Genomic DNA, 20,229 nt, shown 5'->3' on the forward strand with positions numbered 1-20,229 from the left:
AATCGCGCGTGTCCAATATCGCGGCGCTGCCATCGGCAAGGCAGGCATGGTTATGCAGGCTTTGCGGCAGGAACTGCGCGGTGTCGCGAAAGCGATAGCTGGCGTTGTGCGCAAATTCGGCGGCGTAGGTCGCACATAAATCCGCCATCACCGAACGCTGCATCGGGTGCACGACATGCGCGCTTTCGAATACATGGTCGGCGCTATAGCCAATCATCTGCGCGGCGTTGATCTGGTTAAAATGGTTGAGCAAGCTGGCCTCATCACGGCTCGCGCCACAGGCCGCCAGATCGCTGTGGTCGGTCCATTTGCCGCGCAGCACGGGGCCATCGCCGGCAAAGAAATCCGACGGCGTAACCGGCGCGGTCAGGAAGACGTCATCATTGAAATATAAGAAATGTTCGGCCAGCCCGGGGATGCGCCACAACATCGTTTCAATCGACAGCGAATTGAACGTCGGCAACGCATTGTCCGCCCCGTCAAAGATATCGCGATGGTCAACGATGCTGATTTTCGCCGCGAATTCGGGTGGCAATTGCGTGATCTGCGGGATTTGATTGTCGGTGACGATCCATATCCGCCGCACCCAAGGCGCATTGTTGGCGATGGAGCGCACGCAGTAATTCAGTTCATCACTGCAGACCCAGCGATGGGGGTTGGTGCCATTATCGTGGAGCGGCGCACGCGCGAAAGCATCCGCCTCCGCCTTGGCCTCTGCCAAATAGAAATCCCTTTGTGCCTTATGCGCGGGGTCCGCCCCGTCGACCCACGTAATGACTGCATCGACCTCTATCATTCACCCACAATTTACGCCCCGGTTTTTGCCGCTGTAGGTTTATGCAGCGGTTTTGGGAAATGTAAAATCTTTGGGGGGTGAGGGCGTGATGACGGTCACGGGCCGGTGCGGTTGGCCGTTGCACCAAGGAATTGTGAATTTCTGTTTACAATGTCGTGTCCCGCTATATCTTTGGTGCCGAAGATGGCGGCGAGAATGATCATAATGAAATGTTTTTGCAGATGCAGTGGTTCACGCGGTTGGGGTGATGCGACCGATGAACATGTGTGCGGAGCCAAGTGCCCCAAACGAGAACAACCCGGCCGCGCGCTATATGTGGGCGCTGGCGATCGGGAGCATGATTGATGCTGGCAATTGCTCTACTGTTAGCGTCCGCTGGGCTATCGGCTGAACCAGCAGCCAAGCCTTTAACATTTGAAGGTAGGGCGGGGGATTTGATGATTTTACAGCTCTGGTCAGACAAACCGGATGAAATCCTGACCGAATGGAACAAGCCAACCCCGCCCAATCTAAGAACAACCACAAAGATTGAGCGCAATAAGCGCATTACAGCCTTCATCATTTTTGCAGGATGCAAGGCCGACGCGTCCGGCAAATGCAATCTGCAAGGAAACGTGGAATTTCGCGATCCAGATGGCCAAATTTATGGCGAGCAAAAAGACATAGATGTCTGGAGCGGCCCACCGATTGACGGCTACAATCTCAGAATGTCTCCCGTCAGTCCTGCGATGATTATCGAAGATGGCGAGAAGCTCGGTGATTATACCGTGCGGATTACGATAACCGACCGCAACGCGGACGTGACAGCGACAACCGAAGAGAGGCTGACGGTCGTAGAAGCGGTCGCCAATTGAGCATGGCGCACATGAGCAAGGTCTATGACGGGGCCGAGGGGCGCCCGACGCGAACGAGCGCAGCGAGGACAAATGGGATGCGCGCTTTGCATGGGCGCTGGTGATTGGGGGCATGACTAATCGGCTGGGGCAATATTGACAGGCAACTCGACTTTGGCACGTAGGTCGGTATCATAACGCAAGCCCTCGAACTCAAGGTGACCCACATAATCGGGAAACAACATGCCGATTCGTTGCCGATCCTCGTCCCAACCTGGCTGGGTGTCTGACATCAGAGAGATTATGCTTGCCTTTGATGAAGGAGTCATGTGATCGAGAATTTCGATTATTAGTTCATGGGCTAACAGATAGTTAGCTAAAACTTTTTCCGGCCGGTATTGCGCTATTAGGCTATCAAAATACGATTGTATCGAGTCACCTCCAGTTGGAAAAATCGGCTTGTTTCCCTCGAAATACACGATTTCCAAAGCATCTTTGATAGGATCAACATTTCCGTGAATTATGTCGTTCCGTTCGTTTACGACTTTCCAATATGCTTTCAATATAGCGTTAGTCTCTTTGATGGGTTTTCGAAAACCCGAACACTTATTAGCTAATTCGAATATTTTTATATCGAGATGAGATCGTTTAAAATTTTCAAATAACCTTTTGCTGTTCCTAACGTCTTGTTTTAACATCACTGCGGTAATTAACCCGATGAAACTCTCAAACATTACCGGAGTTAGAACTGAAAGTTGAACAGAGCTTGAGGTCAACTTTGTGGTCAATTCTGATCGTTGTTTCCCCCAACTTTCAAGATGACGTTTTTGCCTTATTTTTGGTCTTTCGGGTAAGGCTCCGCGCATCGATTTAACCGCTGAGTCTAGGTCATCTTGTAGTTCCGCGCACCGTGCAGCGATTGAGTTAAATCGATTTGGAAAAATATGCCATTTTTGTAGCGATGTTACGATGGCAGCTTTCTGCTTCCCATAATTTCCAAAGTCTTCCTTCAGACAGCTGGCAAATCGACACCATTCCTCGTCAGTAAAGTTCTCTTCCACCATTACGTGCACTTCGCGCGCAGCACCCGTAAATGTCAGCAAGCGCTCTCCCGCCATGAGGGCGTAGTCCCAATGAAACAAGTTGGATGAGTCGTCTCGGACCATGCCAATTTTGTGAATCATCATTGACTGCGTACCGTTTGGTTCACCAAACCGAGCTTTCAAGTAGCTATAAACGTCTAGTGGAGATAAAAGCTTTCGAAATACCAGTAGACCGCCATTTTTCTTTGATTTTCGCTTTTTGCCCTTATGATTTTTCCTAGCCGTCGACTTTCGGTCGAGATTATTAATGAGCTCTTGTGCTGATTGGACCCTCCACGTTGTGAGATCGAAATAAGACATCAGCGCCCCCAAGTGGAAATAAAATACGCTTATCGCAATTGCATCAATCGACATGCAAGCTGCTGTTCGCCCCATCGTGTGGCGAACGTCTCTGATACTTCGAACCAACTGCCATCATTACCGGCGCCATGATTGGCGCCCATGCATGAACATTGGCATTCATGTCCGGTGGCGTTCATACAGGCAGGTGCACACTTCTCTTGCTCCCGATATGGCTGAATGACGTAAAGCTTGCCGTATTTTTTTAGCGCTCTCTGCACAAAGTCGTTGAACCAAGATATGGGGATTTCCCAATATTTGTCTCTTGCAATCCAAGTCGGAGAACGTTGTCGTCCATCCCTTAGCCAAGTTCGGTTATTATCAGCAAACGGCAATCTAACACGCGGCAACTGCCCTTTCCCGCCGCGCCGAATGACGACAGGAATTCGCTGTTGGTTCCATATTATTCTAAGCTTCTCGTCATCCGGACTCATATCGATCTACCTTCGGTGAGAAGGTAGCAACCATCACAGATTGGCCCAAGTACGAGCGGCTCGTATACGAACCGTTCGTATACTCAGACCCTCACAAATTACCGCGACACCCACTATATCCCCCAAATATTAACCGCGCTTTTGGGGTTGTGTTCGATTACATCGAAATGTTCTATAATCCGCTGCGCAAGCACGCTGGGAACGGGATGCTGTTACCCGTCGCGTTCGAACGGCAGCAGATTGTGAAAGCAGAAGGCGTCTAGAAAGCTAATGGCTATTCAATTAGATATCCAATCGCGCTGCTGAAAAAGACAGCAGCCAAAACGAATGGAGGTCGCGGTGCACAATATCATCCTCATTGAGCGGGCATTCGCCTTTGTACGAAAAAAGCGACGGTTAGGATGAGTGGCTCATTTAACATATCTATTCGACAGGAAGAAGCCCGCGATGTTGCCGACATCCGTGAACTGGTTGATGTAGCGTTCAAGCCGATGTGGTTTAGTGATGGCACGGAGGCAGAGTTGGTAGACAAGCTCCGCTCGGCGGGCGATTTGTACCTCTCTTTGGTCGCGGTCACGGGCATCAATCAGATTATTGGTCATGTTGGTTTTAGCCCAACAACAATTGATGGATTGGATTACGGCTGGCTTCAAATGGCGCCCGTATCTGTCTTGCCAGATTATCAACTCAAAGGTGTCGGATCGGCATTGATTCAAGCCGGGATTAGCGCGTTGATAACGCGCGGGGTTGCCGGTGTCGCAGTGGTGGGCAATCCTGCTTATTATGAGCGTTTCGGCTTCCGCAATATTCCGGGACTAGAGCCATTGATTCCAAGTGATGCGCCTTATTTTCGCGCCCAAAGCTTGTTTGGGCCAGAACCCCAAGGCCGGCTTCGCTACGCTCCTGCGTTCGACTAGCCCCAGCTTTGGCCCCAAATATTGACCGCGCCGCGCCGGGGACACGCAATATCATGCCTACGTTTTGGAACACCGCGCGCTCCGGCCCGTTATCCTTCCCTTGATACTCTCCGTATGCTGACGCTGACGTGCTTTGGCCATTCGGATCAACCGAAGGAGCTCCATATGAATAAAGCACTTATCACAACATTGATCGCCGCGACTGCGCTGACGGGGGGCTGCGCCTCTTATGGCGGTGGCTCGGCCTATGATGATGGCGGCTTTGGTTATTATGACCGCGCGTCGTACGACCGTTATGGCAATTATGATTATAACCAGCCCGACCCCAAATATAATGGCTATTATGCCGACCGCTATTATCGCCAAGACCGCCGTTATCGCGAACGCCGTTTGACCGATAATGACCGGATCTATCGTGGCCAGAATGGCCAATATTATTGCCGCCGGTCCGATGGCACGACCGGCCTGATCGTCGGTGCCGTTGCCGGCGGTGTGCTGGGCAATATTATCGCGCCGGGCAATTCGGATACGCTGGGCACCATATTGGGTGCCATTGCCGGTGGCGCCGCGGGACGCGCCATTGACCGTAAAGACGTGCGCTGCCGCTAACGCATTTCAGGTACGGGCGATCGCGGCTGGTCGCCCGCCCAAAAAAACAACTTTCCTACATGGTCCGCTTTATGTTTCTGTTGCGGACATGACAGATGCATCGCCGCCCAACCCAAACCCCGCCCCAAACCCTGACGCTGGTTCTGATGCTGGCTCCGATGCGGATTTTGACGATCTGTTGGCCTTCACCCCCGTGCCGATGCAGCGCCGCCGTGCCGATGGGTGGAGCGCGGAGCGGCAGCGGCGTTTCATCACCGCTTTGTCGGTCATGGGGGCGGTTGGCCCGGCGGCGCGGGCGGTGGGCATGGGGCGGGCTTCGGCCTATCGCTTGCGCGAACGGGCAGGGGCGGCTGGCTTTGCCGAGGCGTGGGACATTGCGATTGCCTGTGGCGCGGACCTGCAATTTCACACCGCGCTGGATCAGGCGATTAACGGCGTCACCACGGTGCGCGTGATGCGCGGCGGCATGGTTGAGGTTATGAACGCGCCCGACCGCAAGGTTTTGAACGCGGCGTTATTGTCCAAGAAGCGGCTGTCCGCGGCGCTTTCGGCGCAGGCACAGGCACCTAAAGCGACAAGGGAGACATGAAAAATGCGGGGCGTGGTGGCTTTTGTCGCTTTTGCCGGGGCGGAACCCTTGCTTGCTTGCTTGCGAAGGCGGCGTAGGAATGGCTGGCATAACGCGCAGGCGGCGTTATGCTGCGCGTTCATCGCCCACAATAGTTGAACCATCATGACGAAGCCCAAAAATCCCAGCTGGTTTGACATTTCCATGGATGCCTTCGCGCTCGCGGCGGAATCCAACATGGTGATTGCGGCGCGCCTGGGCAGTCTGGCGCTCGGCGGGCCAAATGCGGTGCGTGAGGCGGAGCGGATGGTGAGCGAAAAGGTCGCGGCGAACATGGCCCTTGGCGCGGACCTGATGACCGGCAAGCACGGGCTGACCCCCGAAAGCATGGTCAGCGGCAGTATCGACCATTACGCCAAGCATGTGACCGCGAACCGCAAGCGGCTTTTGGGCTAAAGCAGGCGGCTGAACACCGGCGAAAATGGCGGAAAAACAGGGGAAAAGCGGGATTCGACCTTGTTGTTTGCTAATAGCGTAAATTAGGCGTATAAGCCAAACACGCTATCGTCGACCGCGACGGAATTTGAGGCGCGTATCTGATGAAATAAGCGGAGCGTGCAACGTTTTTCCCAACACGACTTGGCTACCCACTTGGCGCTGTTGCCCGGTGGTCACCTGTTTCGTGAAAGGAACATATTATGCCTACTGGCACCGTAAAATTCTTCAATGCCGATAAAGGCTATGGCTTTATTGCACCCGATGGTGGTGGCGATGACAGCTTCGTACACATCTCGGCTGTTCAAGCTGCTGGCATGCACTCGCTCGACAAAGAGCAGCGCGTAAATTTCGAAGTCGAAATTGGCCGCAACGGTAAAGCTTCGGCTGTAAATCTTTCAGCTGCTGATTAATCAGCTTTTAGGTTTAAAAAAAGGGCTGCCGAAAGGCGGCCCTTTTTTTGTGCGCTGCGATTGGCGGATTAATCGAACAGCTCTTCCAGAAATGACTTCCTCCGCTTTTGATACGGATAGCCATGGCCAAAGCCTGGCTGCTGGTGGCCATAGCCTGGCGGTGCAAATCCGGCGGGCGCTTGCGGTGGAACGGGTTGCGGGGCAGCTTGCGGTGCAGGCATCTCGGCAGCAACGCTGCGTTCGATAATCTTGTCCAACTCGCCACGATCAAGCCAGACACCGCGGCATTGTGGGCAATAGTCGATTTCGACACCCTGGCGATCACTCATGACAAGCGCGACCTTGCAAACAGGGCATGGCATTCCAACGGCTGGGTTCATATCGGGTCTCCTCTTTAATGGTTTAAAGCGGTCCGACATCGCCGTCAGGTGACGACCAGAGGGGCCCGGCCCGCAAAACGCAGTTGGGCATTGGTCGGCACTATTTCAATAACCCTGGCTGTTAATTCAGCAATGCACCGGTCATCCACATCGCGGACAGCACGATGATGGCCAGAAATAGCGAAACCGCCAGCACGTATCGCACGCCCTGGTGTTTGACGCCGCCGCTGGCCTCCTGTTCCGTTACATCGATTTTGTCGCCATCCTTGTGCATGCACTCACTCCTCTTCGAACGAAATAGGTAAGATCGAATTGAAGTGTAACCGACGAAACGCCGAGTTGTTACCGCGGCCTTGGAAATGGCCAGTCGATTACCTGTCCCACCCAAAGCGCCAGCCAGATGAGCGCGGGCTGAAAAGCCAGCCTTGGCCCGTGATACCACCAGCCCAATGCCTCACCGCCAAACGAAATGCCATTGAGCGCGTGATTGAAATTCGCCGGCCAAACGCACAGCGCATATAGCGCAAGGCCAATCCCCGCCCATTTCCGCAGTTGTGGGATAAGCAGGCCCACTGCGCCTGCAATTTCGGCAATGCCCGTGAAGGCGATTATGAAGTGGGGGAAGGGCACCCAATCCGGCGTGATCGCGAGAAATCCGCGCGGCGAGACAAGGTGCAATATGCCTGCACCCAAATAGAAAATTGCGAGCAGTATCCGAAAGCCCACCCGAACCATCAGCGTTTCCGGACAAACTCCGCGCGCAGCACGAGGCCCTTGATGCCGTCAAACCGGCAGTCAATCTCTTGTGCGTCGCCCGTCAAGCGGATGGATTTGATGAGCGTTCCGCGCTTCAATGTCTGGCCCGCACCCTTTACGGTCAGATCCTTGATCAACGTGACCTGATCGCCATCCGCCAGAATATTCCCCACCGCGTCACGGACCTCAACTACGCCGTCCTGTTCGGATTTGGCATTGGCTTCGGCAGCGCTGATCCATTCGCCAGATGCCTCGTCGTAAACATATTCGTCGTCGGTTCCGTCCGCCATCATTCAATCCCCGTTCTGATATTGCCATGCCCTAGCGCCATTTACGTGCGCGTGAAAGCCGGTTGCAATTTGCAATGATGTCAGTAAGATTTTTCCCGGTAGAGTGGAGAGTGATATGGCGCAGGCTGAAACGGTTTTAGATGTATTGATTGTAGGCGCTGGCTTATCGGGCATTGGTGCGGCGGCGCATCTGACCATGCAATGCCCCAATAAAAGCTATGCCATTGTCGAGCAGCGCGCTGACATGGGCGGTACTTGGGACCTTTTCCGGTACCCGGGCATCCGGTCTGACTCGGACATGCACACCTTGGGCTACCGCTTCAAACCATGGCTGCATGAAAAAACAATCGCTGACGGCCCATCCATCCACGAATATGTGCACGAAACGGCTGATGAATATGGCATCGCGCCGCATATCCACTTTGGGCACAAGGTGGTCTCGGCAAATTGGTCCAGCCCCGATGCGCGCTGGCATGTCACAGCGAAGGCTGTCGATGGCGGCGAGGAACGGCACTTTGCCGTGCGCTTCCTGTTCATGTGTGCAGGTTATTATGACTATGATCAGGGCTATAAGCCCGATTTTGACGGCGAAGCCGACTTTGGCGGCCAGATTGTTCACCCGCAGCATTGGCCCGAGGGGCTGGACTATAGCGGTAAGAAGGTAACGGTTATCGGTTCGGGCGCCACCGCGGTGACGATTGTGCCGGTAATGGCGCAGCAGGGTGCGCAGGTGACAATGCTTCAGCGTTCACCGACCTATATGGTCTCGCGTCCTGCAATCGACCCATTCTCCAAATTTGTCCGCAAAATCTTGCCGGAAAAGATCGCTTATGCGCTGACGCGCTGGCGCAATATTAACATGCAGCGGTTCATTTATTGGTATGCCCGCCGTAATCCTTTGAAGATGGGCGCAAAGTTGGTCAGCAAGGCGCGCGACGCGCTGCCAGCTTCAGTGGATGTTGATACCCATTTCGTACCCAAATATGGCCCATGGGAACAGCGCCTGTGTCTGATTCCAGACAGCGACATGTTCACCGCCATTAGCGAGGGCAAGGCCGAGGTCGTGACGGACCATATCGACCATTTCACCAAAACGGGTATTCAGCTGAAGTCCGGTAAGCATATTGAATCCGACATCGTGATTACTGCGACCGGTCTGAACCTTGTCACAATGGGCAAGACGGCGATCAGCGTGGACGGCGAAGCGGTCAATTTTGGCGAGCATTTCAATTATAAGGGCGTGATGTTCAACGACATTCCGAACTTCGCCAGCGTATTTGGTTATATCAACGCATCATGGACACTGAAGACCGATATCGTTGCCGATTATGTCTGCCGCTTGTTGTGGAAAATGGATGACAAAAACGCGCTTGTGGCAACCCCGCACCTTGATGATCCGGATATGCCCAAGCTGCCCTTTGTAACGGACTTTAGCTCAGGCTATTTCGCACGTAGTTTTGACACGCTGCCCAAGAACGGGGACCGCCATCCATGGCGGGTGCTGCAAAATTACACGGCTGAAAAGAAAATTCTGACCCAAGATCCTGTGGACGATGGTGTGATGGTCTTTTCGGCACCGCATTTCGCAGCATCGCATAACGAGAATGCGGAAACACTCATAGCCGCGGAATAATTGCCCGGATGGGGCCTAGTTAGGGCTCCGTATTGCGAACCGTCGCGGCAACGCGGCGGGTTTCGATGGTGGCCTCTGGCGCGATGATATGTGTGCGGTTGGGAACCACCCAAATAAGTAACGCGAGCCCGGCCAGTGCATCGAACGTCAGATAGGCGCCGGACCCTTGACGCTGTTGAATAACAGCAGCCAGTCTGGGCGCATTTTTCAAAACCCCCGACATTTCGGCAAACTGCACGCGCCTATTTCCTAAGGCAGCGGCGGACGTGCGTCGGTTGAGCGGTTGCAAGCCGATAAGCTGAATGCTGCGATCGACATAACGAACAAAAGAAAAATACGTGACATTTCTGAATTATCTCCCGTTCGCGGTCCATTGCCGCTATCGCATCGGTTATGCGTTATGACGATCTGATCCAACCTGACAACGGCCAACCGGCCACACCTATCCACATAGTCGATAAAAATGGCTTTGCGTCATGGCTTGCTGGCCAACCCGACCCTGTCCGCACGGCTGTAAAAGCACAGAAGTTTGAAGGTAGCGTAAACGACAGCGCGATACTTCCCGGCGACAAACCCGGGGAATGGTCTGTCGTCGCCGGTGTGGCGGATGCCGCCGCACTTGGGCTTTGGAACCTGGCCAAGCTATCGGACATTTTGCCCGAGGGAAGCTATCGCTTGTTGGATGCCGACGCGGGTGAAGCGATGCTTGGATGGGTGCTTGGTCAGTATCGATATCATGAATATCTCAGCGAACCGAAAATAACCGGCGCACGCGTGCTGCTCGTGCGTGAACCCGGTAAAATCCATAATATCGTGCTTCAGGCGCGCGCCACGGCGCTGGTACGCGATCTGGTCAACCGTCCGGCGGGTGACCTTGGTCCCGATGCGCTTGAGACCGAGGCAAAGCGTATCGCCAAAGCGCATAAGGCAGAAGTGACAGTGACGGTAGGCGAAGCGTTGGAAGCGGGCTTCCCGCTCATCCACGCTGTCGGCAAAGCCGCTGCGCGCGAACATGCCCCGCGGCTGATTGAGCTGGAATGGGGTGACCCGCGCCACCCACGCATCGCGATTGTAGGCAAAGGCATAACGTTCGACAGCGGTGGGCTTGATATTAAACCTGCCAGCGGCATGCGGCTTATGAAGAAGGATATGGGCGGCGCTGCCCATGCGCTTGCGCTGGCGGAGCTTATCATGGCTGCGCATTTGCCAGTCCGCTTGCATATGCTCGTCGCTGCTGCTGAAAACAGCATATCGGGCAATGCTATGCGGCCGGGCGATATCGTTAAAAGCCGCAAGGGCATTACGGTTGAAATCGACAATACTGACGCGGAAGGGCGCCTTGTGCTTGCCGACGCGTTGACCAAAGCGGTCGAGGATGCGCCCGAACTTATCGTCGATTTCGCGACGCTGACGGGCGCGGCGCGCGTTGCCTTGGGGCCTGATTTGCCGGCAATGTTCAGCAATGATGATGAAACAGCCGACGCCTTAATCGCAGCGTCAAAGGCGCAGGCTGACCCGCTGTGGCGGATGCCATTATGGGCACCGTATATGGAGCTTTTGGATAGCGATATCGCGGACATGACAAACAGCGGCGGGGCTTTTGCAGGCGCAGTAACGGCGGCGCTCTTTATGCAGAAATTCGTTCCTGACGATGTGCCTTGGGTGCATCTGGACACCTTTGCATGGCGACCGACCAATAAGCCTGGCCGGCCAAAGGGCGGCGAAGCCCTTGGATTGCGCGCCGTCTTCGGCTATCTGGCCGACAAATATCCGGCACGTTAGTGTGCTATCACATGTTAAAATTTCGGGGGCGTAAGTAGTTGGCAGACGGACACATGGGGGCGGGGAAGCGGCCCATCTATACATTGAGTGGGCACAGCCTTGTCGGCGATAAGCGCACAACGCCCATTCGCGGGGATCTTGCCGACATCAGTCTGGCCGGCAAACTGTTCGCGCCGCATTACGCCGTGCCGATGCTACGCACGGGCATTGCGCCCGTGACCGAAATTCATGCCGAGGCCCATGCCACATCCATGCCCGTTAGCGCGTTAATGCATGGTGAGGAGTTCGCCGTGCTTGATGTCGCGGGCGAATGGGCGTGGGGATATTGCCTGCACGACAATTATCTGGGCTATGTCCGCTTTGCCGAGCTTGGCGATGATTTTGACGCCACACATATCGTCAGCGCGCCTGCGACATTGCTGGTTTCCGCTCCATCGACAAAGGCGCCTGTGCTGGCGCGTTACCCCATGGGTGCGCAGTTGCTTTGCGGCAGCCCAAGCGAATGTGGCAACTATCTGGCCTGCGAGAACGGTTTTGTGCCACTGGCCCATTTGTCCGAAATCGGACGCGTTGCTGCATCACCCGCAGATTTGGCCGAACAGCTGATCGGTACGCCCTATAGCTGGGGTGGACGCAGCGGGGACGCCATTGATTGCTCGGGCCTTGTGCAATTGGTGTTCGGACTGAAGGGCCATATGCCGCCACGCGATGCCGATATGCAGCAGGCAGAATTTGGCGAAGAACTGGCCGACGGCGATGCGTTGCAGCGCGGCGATCTGGTTTTCTTCCCCGGCCATGTTGGTATCATGGCGGATGTCGAAAACATCATCCACGCCAATGGCACCGCGATGGCGGTGAGCATTGAACCGCTTGCAGATGCGGCGGCACGCTTTGCCGCGCATGATGAAGCGATTGTTGCGCGTAAGCGGGTGGCGTTGTGACCGGCAATACGGTTCTAAGAAATACCGTAACCCTGAGCAGCAGTTGCGCAGCAATTGCGTCTGTCGAAGGGTGCTTCAACGTTTGCGCTGCCGCCGATACACACCCTTCGACGGGCGCGGTCGCTGCGCGCCCGCTGCTCAGGGCTACGGTCTTATTTGAGCGGGTGATTTGAGATGACAAAGAGTATCTTCATCGACGGCGCATCGGGCACAACTGGCCTTGAAATCGCGGACCGGCTCGCTGGCCGCGCGGAATTTACGCTCATCACGCTCGATGATGACAAACGCAAAGACCCCGCTGCGAAACGCGAGGTATTGAACGACGCTGACTTTGTCATCCTGTGCTTGCCCGACGATGCCGCAAAAGAGGCGGTGGCAATGACCACCTCAGGCCATACGCGCATCATCGACGCATCGACCGCGCATCGTGTGAACCCGAACTGGGCCTACGGCTTCCCTGAATATCGCACCGGCCAGCACGAACGCATTGCCAATGCGCGCCTTGTCAGCAACCCCGGTTGCTACCCCACCGGCTTTTTGGGGCTGGTCGCACCCTTGGTCGCCGCCGGATTGATCCCCGCAGACTGGCCCTACAGCGTCAACGCCGTGTCGGGCTATTCAGGCGGCGGAAAAGCCCTCATTGAACGGTTCGAAGGCGGCGACGGCGCGGATATCGGCTTTCGCACCTATGGCCTTGACTTGAACCACAAGCATGTCGCCGAAATGCAGCAACATGCAGGGCTCGGCCTCGCCCCGATATTCTCACCCGCCGTGGTACGCGCGTTCCGTGGCATGGTGGTCGAAATACCGCTGCCCATCTCGGTCATGCCCGGCAGCGATGATCCAGACGAAATGCGTGCGGCTTTGTCGCAGCATTATACCAAATCGCCCGTCGTCAAAGTGCACCAAGATGCGCCGCCAGCGGAACTGCTAATCCGCGCCGACCAAGAACCATCCGACAGGCTTGATCTCTACGTGCTCGGCTCACCCGACGGCGCGCAAGTCCGGTTGCTGGCATTGCTCGACAATCTGGGCAAAGGCGCCAGCGGGGCGGCGGTGCAGAACCTGAACATCATGGCCGGATTGGACGAGACGATTGGGTTGCGGTTGTAAGCGCGACAATTGGATATAACACTGCGTGTGGATCTAAAACCGCGTCACCCTGAACTTGTTTCAGGGTCTTAATTTCAACAACGCTCAAAAAGTAAGATGCTGAAACGCGTTCAGCATGACGTGGTAGAGACTTCAATAAGGCGGCTGATGCCACCCCTTGGGGCTGCTCGTAAATATTTCGCAGCCGTTTTCGGTGATGCCGATGCTATGTTCGAATTGCGCGCTTAACGAACGGTCGCGCGTGACGGCCGTCCAGCCATCGTCGAGGACTTTGCCGGCTGCCTTGCCGATGTTGATCATGGGCTCAATCGTGAAGATCATGCCCGGACGCAGCTCTGGCCCAGTGCCGGGGCGGCCGACATGGACGATTTCGGGGGCATCGTGAAATAATTGGCCAAGGCCATGGCCGCAGAAGTCGCGGACGACGCCATAGCGGTGCTTTTCGGCGTGGGTCTGGATCGCGTGGCCAATGTCGCCGACGCGGTTGCCGGGCTTGGCGGCTTCGATACCGAGCATCAGGCATTCATAGGTCACGTCGACCAAGCGTTTTGCCTTTACCGGCACGTCGCCGACAAGGAACATACGGCTGGTGTCGCCGTGCCAGCCATTTAATTGCGGTGTGACGTCGATGTTGACGATGTCCCCGTCCTTCAATTTCTTGTCGGACGGAATGCCGTGGCAAATGACATGGTTGATCGAAATGCAGCAGCTGTGCGTGTAACCGCGATAGCCCAAGGTCGCTGGTACCGCGCCACCGCGCATCGTCATCTCGCGGACGATATCGTCGAGTTCCTCGGTGCTGACACCCGGCACGACATGCGGCACCAATGCATCGAGTATTTCGGCGGCAAGACGGCCGGCCTTGCGCATGCCTTCAAAGCCTTCGGCCCCGTGCAATTTGATGACCCCGTCGCGGGCCTGCATCGCCTCTTCGGGCGTAACACTTACATATTGTTCCATGCGGGCGATATAAGGCAATAATCCGCACTTTGCGAGGGGGTGAATTATGCTATCGCGTCCTTATGACAGATTCCCGCATATATACCGCAGCGCTTGTAATCATCGGCGACGAAATTCTCTCTGGCCGAACACAGGACAAAAACGTGAGCCAGATAGCGCTTTGGCTCAATATTCAGGGCATTCGCTTGCGCGAAGTGCGTGTGGTCGCTGATGACATGGATGCCATTATAGAGGCAGTGAACCTCTTGCGGGCACGCAATGACTATCTGTTCACCACCGGCGGTATTGGCCCGACGCATGATGACATTACCGTTGACGCGATTGCAGCCGCGCTCGGCGTCGATGTTGTTATTCATCCAGAGGCTAGCGCCGTCCTGCATGCTTATTATGAAACGCGCGGTGGTATCAACCCTGGCCGCCTGCGCATGGCGCGTGTGCCCGATGGCGCTGACCTTATTCCCAACAAGATGTCGGGCGCGCCCGGCATTCGCCACGGCAACATCTTCATTATGGCTGGCGTGCCGCATATCACCGCCGGAATGTTGGATGCCCTGACCGGAACATTGGAGGGCGGTGCGCCCTTGCTGTCACAACAAATCGGCTGCTGGGTGGCCGAAAGCGAAGTTGCCAAACTGCTGGGCGATACCGAAAAGCACCATGAAGGTTGCCAGATCGGCAGCTACCCGTTTTTCCGTGAAGGCAAGGTCGGGGCGAACTTCGTTGTCCGCACGACAGACGCGGATAAGCTTGCTGAATGCATCGAGGCGCTGAAACTTGGTTTGCGTGGTTTAGGTTATGATACCGTCGACGGTGGAATTTAAACGCAGGTTCGTCAGCCCGTTCATGTGCAGTCAAGCCTTCGTTCCGTTATGAGGATTGTAATGCGCAAATTCACTCAATCGCTCGCTTTGGCAGCCCTGCTGCTGTCCACCTCTGCTTACGCACAAAATGTTGCGCCTGCTGCAACGGTCGCGGCAAAGGCGGCCAAAGTTCCGTGGCTGTATGAAGGCAGCGACGTACCTGTTGACGACAGCTGGACCTTTGGCGTTTTGCCCAATGGGCTGCGCTATGCGGTGAAGAAAAATGATGTGCCTGCGGGGCAGGTTTCCATTCGCGTGCGGATCGATGCCGGCGCGCTGCATGAAAATAACGACGAGCAAGGCTTCGCCCATCTCATCGAGCATCTTTCTTTCCGTGGATCGACCTTTGTTCCCGATGGCGAGGCAAAGCGCATTTGGCAAAGGTTCGGCGTCACTTTTGGCAGCGACAGCAATGCGCAAACAACCCCGACGCAGACGGTCTACAAGCTCGACCTGCCCAATGCGACGCCCGAAAAGCTAGACGAGTCGGTCAAAATCATTTCGGGCATGATCCGCAATCCGCGTATCTCGCCCAATGCCTTATATGCCGAACGCGCCATCGTGCTTGCGGAGCTGCGCGAAAATAGCGGCGCGCAGATGGTGTATAGCGACGCCCTGCGCCAGCACGCGTTTCAGGGTCAGCGGCTGGCAAACCGGTCGACGATCGGCACGCCTGAAACATTGCAGGCGTCTGATGCCTTACGTCTGAGTGCATTTCATGACCGTTGGTATCGGCCCGAAAATGCAGTCGTCGTGATGGCTGGTGATATGGAACCTGCGCAGCTCGCCAATCTGGTGCAGAAATATTTCAACGACTGGAGAGGGAAGGGCGCCCGCGCGCCTGAGCCTGCCTTTGGCGACCCAACACCGCAGGGCACCCCGACGCGCGTGCTGATTGAGCCAACATTGCCCACCACCGTCAGCATTGCGTATCTGCGCCCGTGGCGGAAGGTGGATGACACTATTGCGTATAACGAGCAGTTATTGATTGACGCCCTTGCGCTTCAGATCATCAACCGCAGGCTTGAGGTGCAGGCGCGCAGTGGCGGCAATTATCTGTTCGCTGAAATCGCGCAGGAAGATATTTCGCGCACCGCGGACGCGACTTTGGTGTCTGTCACCCCCGTTGGCGACAAATGGGAAGCAGCAACGCGCGACGTGCGCGCAGTTATCGCCGACGCCATTGCCACGCCACCATCGGTTGCGGATATCGAACGTGAAAAAACGCTTTTCGGAAATGCGTTGCGCACAATGCTCGACAGCTATCCGTTTGAAGCCGCCGCGAAGCAAGCGGACGATATCGTCAATGCCGTGGATATTCGGGAAACGGTGGCCGCGCCCAAAACGGTCGTTCAGGTGTTTGAGGGTATGAAGGACAAGTTTACGCCGCAGCGGCTGCTGGCATCGACCCAAAAGTTGTTCACGGCCGATGCAACACGGTTGATGCTGTCTTCACCCGTGCCGATAGCGGACGCAGACAATCGTGCGCTTGCCGCCTTAAATGCAGCCGTGTCGGCGAATACGACGGCGCGTTTATCCGAAAATACCCTTGGCTTTGCGGCGCTGCCGAAGTTGGGCGCACCCGGCAAGATGGTGAGCGAGGAGACAATATCACGGTTGGAGATGACCCGGCTTGAACTGTCCAACGGCGTGCGGGCGTTGCTGTATCCGAACAAGGCCGAAAGCGACCAGATTCGCGTGCTCGTCCGTTTTGGCCGCGGCTACCAAGCCGTTACCCCTGACAATGGCAGCTTGCTGTGGGCAGGGCCGATTGTTTTGCCGGAAAATGGCATTGGCAAACTCAAGCGCACCGAAATTGACCAGATGGTCAATGGGCGGCGGATTGAACTCAAATTCTCCATTGATGATGATGCGTTCCAATTTGGCGCAAATACCCGGCCTGACGACCTTGCGGATCAATTGACGTTAATCGCCACAAAGATCGAGCATCCCGGTTGGGACCCGGCGCCCGTTGAACGGGCAAAGGCACTCGCGACGTCGGGTTATGCGAGTTTCGAAATGTCGGCGACCTCGGTGTTGCAACGTGATTTGGAATATCTGCTACGCAACAATGACCCACGCTGGAAAGCCGCGGCACCGGCGGATGTTGCGAAAGTCGATGCAGCCAAGTTCGAAGCATATTGGAAGCCACTGATGGCGCAGGGACCCGTTGAGGTTCTTCTCTTTGGGGACTTCGACAAGGCCGCGGCGGTTGCGGCGTTGGAAAAAAGCTTTGGTGCTTTGTCGCCGCGCGTGCCTATGCCCGTCGCGGCAGCCGCGCGCGATGTCCGTTTCCCAGCGCCGACCGCGACCCCCATAAAGCTGACGCATCGCGGCGCTGGTGATCAGGCGGCGGCGGTGATGGCATGGCCCACCGGCGGCGGGATTGCCGGCATCAGCGAAGGACGGCAGCTGGAAACATTAGCAGCAATTTTCCGTGACCGCCTGTTTGAGAAATTCCGTGCGGAGCAGGCCGCAAGCTACAGTCCCGACATGGCGGCCAATTGGCCCATCAATTTCAACAGCGGTGGATATTTGATGGCCTATACGCAGGTCAAACCAACCGACGTGGACCGTTTTTTTGCATTCGCGGATTCGGTTGCGGCGGATTTGATCGCTAATCCTGTGAGCGCCGATGAACTGCAGCGTGCGGTCGAGCCGACCAAGCAAGCCATTGAGCGCGCCGCGTCAGGCAACACATTTTGGCTCAACCAGCTCAAGGGGTCGACATATGATCCTGAACGCTTCGCTGCATTGGGGACGCTTTACAGTGATTATAACAGCGTGACGCCCGAGATATTACAAGCACTGGCAAAGCGCTATTTCGTCAAGGACAAGGCGTGGAAGCTTGTGGTTGCACCGCAGTCTGCGAATGCAGACGCCCCAAATTCGCGCTGACGCTCCTTTTGTCCTTACAATCCGCTTAGGCGGACAGCGTCAAAGCACATATTTGGATAGGTCGGTGTCTTTTGCGATGCCCGATAGCTGCTTGTGCACATAGTCCGCATCGATCAGTATTACGTCACCCTTGCGGTCTTCGGCATCGAAGCTGATATCTTCCAGCAGCTTTTCCATAACCGTTTGCAGCCGCCGTGCGCCGATATTTTCAACCGTCGAGTTCACATCCACCGCAATGCGCGCGATGGCATCAATCGCATCGTCGCTAAATTCGAGCGTGACCTCTTCAGTCGCCAGTAACGCTGTATATTGCTGCGGCAAATTGGCGCGGGTTTCCGAGAGGATACGAACGAAATCGGCATGCTCCAATGCGCGCAATTCAACACGGATGGGCAGACGACCCTGCAGTTCAGGCAGCATGTCGCTAGGCTTTGAAATGTGGAACGCGCCTGATGCGATAAACAGCACATGGTCGGTTTTCATGGGGCCATATTTGGTCGCCACGGTCGTGCCTTCGATCAATGGCAGCAGGTCGCGCTGGACGCCTTCACGGCTGACTGAACCGCCGCGCACATCCGACACGGCAATCTTGTCGATCTCGTCCAGAAAGACGATCCCATTGGCTTCCGCGTCCGCCAAAGCTGCGCGGTTGACGTCGTCTTGGTCAAGACGCTTTTCGGATTCTTCCTCGACCAGCTTGTTCCAAGCGTCGGGGACCTTCATTTTGCGGCGTTTCAGATTGTCTTTGCCAAAGGCTTTGCCCATCATTTCGCCAAGGTTGATCATGCCGACATTGCCGCCCAGGCCTGGAATTTCCATCGGCGTGGTTGGGCTATCAGATACTTCAATCTCGATTTCGACATCGTCCATGTGGCGGTCACGAATGCGCTGACGAAATGCTTCGCGCGTGGCTTCGCTGGCGGTATCGCCCGCCAATGGCTTCAGAATCCGTTCCATCGCTGCGGCTTCGGCGGCCTCACGCACATGTTCGCGGCGGCGTTCTTTCTCAAGACGGACGGCCTCTTCAGCGAGGTCACGGGCGATCTGCTCAACGTCCCGACCGACATAGCCAACTTCGGTGAACTTGGTCGCTTCGACCTTGATAAACGGCGCATCCGCAAGCTTGGCGAGACGACGCGATATCTCGGTCTTGCCGCAACCCGTGGGGCCAATCATCAGGATGTTTTTGGGCGTCACTTCATCGCGCAAATCTGCGCCAAGACGCTGGCGGCGCCAGCGATTGCGCAGCGCCACCGCGACCGCACGTTTCGCGTCGGCCTGGCCAATAATATGTTCGTCAAGAGCAGCCACAATGGCTTTGGGTGTCAGAGCGTTTTTCATTACTGCCTAAATGGGAAGTTGCTGGAACCGTTCAAGTGACGGCCGGTTTATGCGGCGCTGTCCAACGTCTCAACGGTCAGCTGATCGTTGGTGTACACGCAGATTTCAGCGGCGGTTTTCATGGCATGACGCGCCATTTTATCGGCATCTGCCTCATAATCCGCAAGCGCCCGTGCCGCTGACAAGGCGTAATTACCACCAGACCCAATCGCCGCGATGCCATCATTGGGCTCAAGCACATCGCCATTGCCTGTCAGGATCAATGTCACGTCTTTGTCCGCGACAATCATCATGGCTTCCAAATTGCGCAGATATTTATCGGTGCGCCAATCTTTGGCCAATTCCACCGCAGCGCGCATCAATTGACCGCGATGCTGCTCCAGCTTGCGCTCAAGTCGTTCAAACAGTGTGAACGCATCGGCGGTCGCGCCGGCAAAGCCACCAATGACGGATCCGTCATGCAGCTGACGGACCTTCTTGGCATTGGGCTTCATGACCGTTTGGCCCATGGAGACTTGGCCATCACCAGCGATGACGACTTTGCCGTTTTTGCGCACAGACAATATGGTGGTGCCGTACCAAGTGGACGGATTTCCGTGAGAGTGATTTTCCATTTTTTGGATATGGGTCGATTGACGCCAAAGCGCAAGAGAGGGCTTAGGCGCTTTGAATATCTGTCAGGCGGCGTTCCCATGCGAGCGCGTGCTGGACGATTTGGTCCAGATTGTCATAGCGCGGTTCCCATCCAAAGCGATCCTTGATCGCTTT

At 55.7% G+C, this 20,229-nt stretch carries 22 protein-coding genes; 12 read left to right on the top strand and 10 right to left on the bottom strand.

Annotated elements, in window-relative coordinates; all coding sequences use genetic code 11:
• On the bottom strand, window positions 1-796 hold a 796-nt coding region (locus ACIQ0G_RS04140), incomplete at its 3' end, for a Stealth CR1 domain-containing protein (RefSeq protein ID WP_397576817.1).
• A gap of 341 nt (window positions 797-1,137) precedes the next feature.
• On the opposite strand from ACIQ0G_RS04140, the gene ACIQ0G_RS04145 reads away from it, so the two are divergent.
• Window positions 1,138-1,650, top strand: coding sequence for a hypothetical protein (locus ACIQ0G_RS04145; protein ID WP_397576818.1), 513 nt, complete (start codon window positions 1,138-1,140; stop codon window positions 1,648-1,650).
• Window positions 1,651-1,766: 116 nt separating this feature from the next.
• Here the strand turns inward: ACIQ0G_RS04145 and ACIQ0G_RS04150 are convergent, their stop codons facing one another.
• Window positions 1,767-3,086 carry a hypothetical protein gene (locus ACIQ0G_RS04150; RefSeq protein WP_397576819.1) on the bottom strand — a complete coding sequence of 440 codons (1,320 nt, stop codon included), beginning with the start codon at window positions 3,084-3,086 and terminating at the stop codon, window positions 1,767-1,769.
• Between the two features lie 820 nt (window positions 3,087-3,906).
• On the opposite strand from ACIQ0G_RS04150, the gene ACIQ0G_RS04155 reads away from it, so the two are divergent.
• From ACIQ0G_RS04155 to ACIQ0G_RS04175, 5 genes are all read left to right on the top strand, one after another.
• Window positions 3,907-4,422: a GNAT family N-acetyltransferase gene (locus tag ACIQ0G_RS04155; protein WP_397576820.1), complete on the top strand. Its 516-nt coding sequence runs from the start codon at window positions 3,907-3,909 to the stop codon at window positions 4,420-4,422.
• A gap of 165 nt (window positions 4,423-4,587) precedes the next feature.
• Window positions 4,588-5,031: a glycine zipper 2TM domain-containing protein gene (locus tag ACIQ0G_RS04160; protein ID WP_397576821.1), complete on the top strand. Its 444-nt coding sequence runs from the start codon at window positions 4,588-4,590 to the stop codon at window positions 5,029-5,031.
• An 88-nt stretch (window positions 5,032-5,119) separates the two neighbouring features.
• On the top strand, window positions 5,120-5,620 hold the full coding sequence (locus tag ACIQ0G_RS04165; protein ID WP_397576822.1) for a hypothetical protein: 501 nt from the start codon (window positions 5,120-5,122) through the stop codon (window positions 5,618-5,620).
• Between the two features lie 144 nt (window positions 5,621-5,764).
• Entirely contained in the window at window positions 5,765-6,055 is a 291-nt protein-coding gene (locus ACIQ0G_RS04170) for a hypothetical protein (protein WP_397576823.1), read from the top strand.
• 242 nt (window positions 6,056-6,297) lie between these two features.
• Window positions 6,298-6,507, top strand: coding sequence for a cold-shock protein (locus ACIQ0G_RS04175; protein ID WP_183939847.1), 210 nt, complete (start codon window positions 6,298-6,300; stop codon window positions 6,505-6,507).
• A 68-nt stretch (window positions 6,508-6,575) separates the two neighbouring features.
• Here ACIQ0G_RS04175 and ACIQ0G_RS04180 read toward each other — a convergent pair whose 3' ends face one another.
• From ACIQ0G_RS04180 to ACIQ0G_RS04195, 4 genes are all read right to left on the bottom strand, one after another.
• Entirely contained in the window at window positions 6,576-6,836 is a 261-nt protein-coding gene (locus ACIQ0G_RS04180) for a zf-TFIIB domain-containing protein (protein ID WP_395628100.1), read from the bottom strand.
• A gap of 172 nt (window positions 6,837-7,008) precedes the next feature.
• Window positions 7,009-7,161, bottom strand: a complete 153-nt coding sequence (locus tag ACIQ0G_RS04185; RefSeq protein WP_397576824.1) for a hypothetical protein — start codon at window positions 7,159-7,161, stop codon at window positions 7,009-7,011.
• Between the two features lie 68 nt (window positions 7,162-7,229).
• Entirely contained in the window at window positions 7,230-7,622 is a 393-nt protein-coding gene (locus ACIQ0G_RS04190; RefSeq protein ID WP_397576825.1) for a DoxX family protein, read from the bottom strand.
• Complete coding sequence (locus tag ACIQ0G_RS04195) at window positions 7,622-7,933, bottom strand: alkylphosphonate utilization protein (RefSeq protein WP_397576835.1); 312 nt, start codon at window positions 7,931-7,933, stop codon at window positions 7,622-7,624. The genes ACIQ0G_RS04190 and ACIQ0G_RS04195 overlap by 1 nt, the downstream gene beginning before the upstream one ends.
• A 115-nt stretch (window positions 7,934-8,048) precedes the next feature.
• On the opposite strand from ACIQ0G_RS04195, the gene ACIQ0G_RS04200 reads away from it, so the two are divergent.
• Window positions 8,049-9,566: a flavin-containing monooxygenase gene (locus ACIQ0G_RS04200; RefSeq protein WP_397576826.1), complete on the top strand. Its 1,518-nt coding sequence runs from the start codon at window positions 8,049-8,051 to the stop codon at window positions 9,564-9,566.
• 19 nt (window positions 9,567-9,585) lie between these two features.
• Here the strand turns inward: ACIQ0G_RS04200 and ACIQ0G_RS04205 are convergent, their stop codons facing one another.
• Entirely contained in the window at window positions 9,586-9,804 is a 219-nt protein-coding gene (locus tag ACIQ0G_RS04205; RefSeq protein WP_397576827.1) for a hypothetical protein, read from the bottom strand.
• Window positions 9,805-9,959: 155 nt separating this feature from the next.
• On the opposite strand from ACIQ0G_RS04205, the gene ACIQ0G_RS04210 reads away from it, so the two are divergent.
• The 3 genes from ACIQ0G_RS04210 (at window position 9,960) to argC (ending at window position 13,402) form a co-directional block, all read left to right on the top strand.
• Window positions 9,960-11,348, top strand: a complete 1,389-nt coding sequence (locus ACIQ0G_RS04210; RefSeq protein WP_397576828.1) for a leucyl aminopeptidase family protein — start codon at window positions 9,960-9,962, stop codon at window positions 11,346-11,348.
• 53 nt (window positions 11,349-11,401) lie between these two features.
• Window positions 11,402-12,289 (top strand): NlpC/P60 family protein, encoded by an 888-nt coding sequence (locus ACIQ0G_RS04215; protein WP_397576829.1) that lies wholly within the window; start codon window positions 11,402-11,404, stop codon window positions 12,287-12,289.
• A gap of 174 nt (window positions 12,290-12,463) precedes the next feature.
• Window positions 12,464-13,402 carry an N-acetyl-gamma-glutamyl-phosphate reductase gene (gene argC / locus ACIQ0G_RS04220; protein WP_397576830.1) on the top strand — a complete coding sequence of 313 codons (939 nt, stop codon included), beginning with the start codon at window positions 12,464-12,466 and terminating at the stop codon, window positions 13,400-13,402.
• Between the two features lie 132 nt (window positions 13,403-13,534).
• Here the strand turns inward: argC and map are convergent, their stop codons facing one another.
• Entirely contained in the window at window positions 13,535-14,362 is an 828-nt protein-coding gene (map, locus tag ACIQ0G_RS04225) for a type I methionyl aminopeptidase (protein ID WP_397576836.1), read from the bottom strand.
• Between the two features lie 62 nt (window positions 14,363-14,424).
• Here map and ACIQ0G_RS04230 point away from each other — a divergent pair, with 62 nt between their 5' ends.
• Entirely contained in the window at window positions 14,425-15,183 is a 759-nt protein-coding gene (locus ACIQ0G_RS04230) for a competence/damage-inducible protein A (RefSeq protein ID WP_397576831.1), read from the top strand.
• A gap of 60 nt (window positions 15,184-15,243) precedes the next feature.
• Window positions 15,244-18,120 carry a M16 family metallopeptidase gene (locus tag ACIQ0G_RS04235; RefSeq protein ID WP_397576832.1) on the top strand — a complete coding sequence of 959 codons (2,877 nt, stop codon included), beginning with the start codon at window positions 15,244-15,246 and terminating at the stop codon, window positions 18,118-18,120.
• 39 nt (window positions 18,121-18,159) lie between these two features.
• Here ACIQ0G_RS04235 and hslU read toward each other — a convergent pair whose 3' ends face one another.
• Both hslU and hslV read right to left on the bottom strand, forming a co-directional pair.
• Complete coding sequence (gene hslU, locus ACIQ0G_RS04240; RefSeq protein ID WP_397576833.1) at window positions 18,160-19,461, bottom strand: ATP-dependent protease ATPase subunit HslU; 1,302 nt, start codon at window positions 19,459-19,461, stop codon at window positions 18,160-18,162.
• 47 nt (window positions 19,462-19,508) lie between these two features.
• Window positions 19,509-20,075, bottom strand: coding sequence for an ATP-dependent protease subunit HslV (gene hslV / locus ACIQ0G_RS04245; protein WP_397576834.1), 567 nt, complete (start codon window positions 20,073-20,075; stop codon window positions 19,509-19,511).
• Window positions 20,076-20,229: the final 154 nt, after the last annotated feature.

Source organism: Sphingorhabdus sp. (genome assembly GCF_044354325.1).
GTDB lineage: Bacteria > Pseudomonadota > Alphaproteobacteria > Sphingomonadales > Sphingomonadaceae > Sphingorhabdus_B.